Consider the following 303-nt stretch of genomic DNA (forward strand, 5'->3'; position numbering starts at 1 on the left):
GTCGAAGAAGCCGCGCCTGCCGATCCGTCCGGCGGCCTTCAGCGATACGCCACAGGTGCGTTTCATCGGCGGTCCCGACCTGCCGGCCAACGAGGTGTTCCTTTTGCCCTGGGTCGACAAGGTGGCCGACTGGATCGAGGCCGGCCTGACTCCATACGTATTCCTGCATACCCCCGACAATCACCTGGCGGCCCAGCAGGCCCAGCGTTTCCATGCGCTGCTGGGCCAGCGCCTGCCAGGCTTGCCGGCGCTACCCGAGCCGATCCCGGCCCCGGAAGTGGAGCAACTGGGCCTGCTCTGAGC

Annotated in this window: 1 protein-coding gene; it reads left to right on the top strand. The window is 67.7% G+C overall.

Annotation, left to right across the window (positions count from 1 at the left end):
* A partial coding sequence (locus ACLJNW_RS24255; protein WP_410961225.1) for a DUF72 domain-containing protein occupies positions 1-301 on the top strand: 301 nt, incomplete at its 5' end.
* Positions 302-303: the final 2 nt, after the last annotated feature.

The organism is Salmonella sp. SAL4457 (assembly GCF_046548235.1).
GTDB classification, from domain to species: Bacteria; Pseudomonadota; Gammaproteobacteria; order Enterobacterales; family Enterobacteriaceae; genus Salmonella; species Salmonella enterica.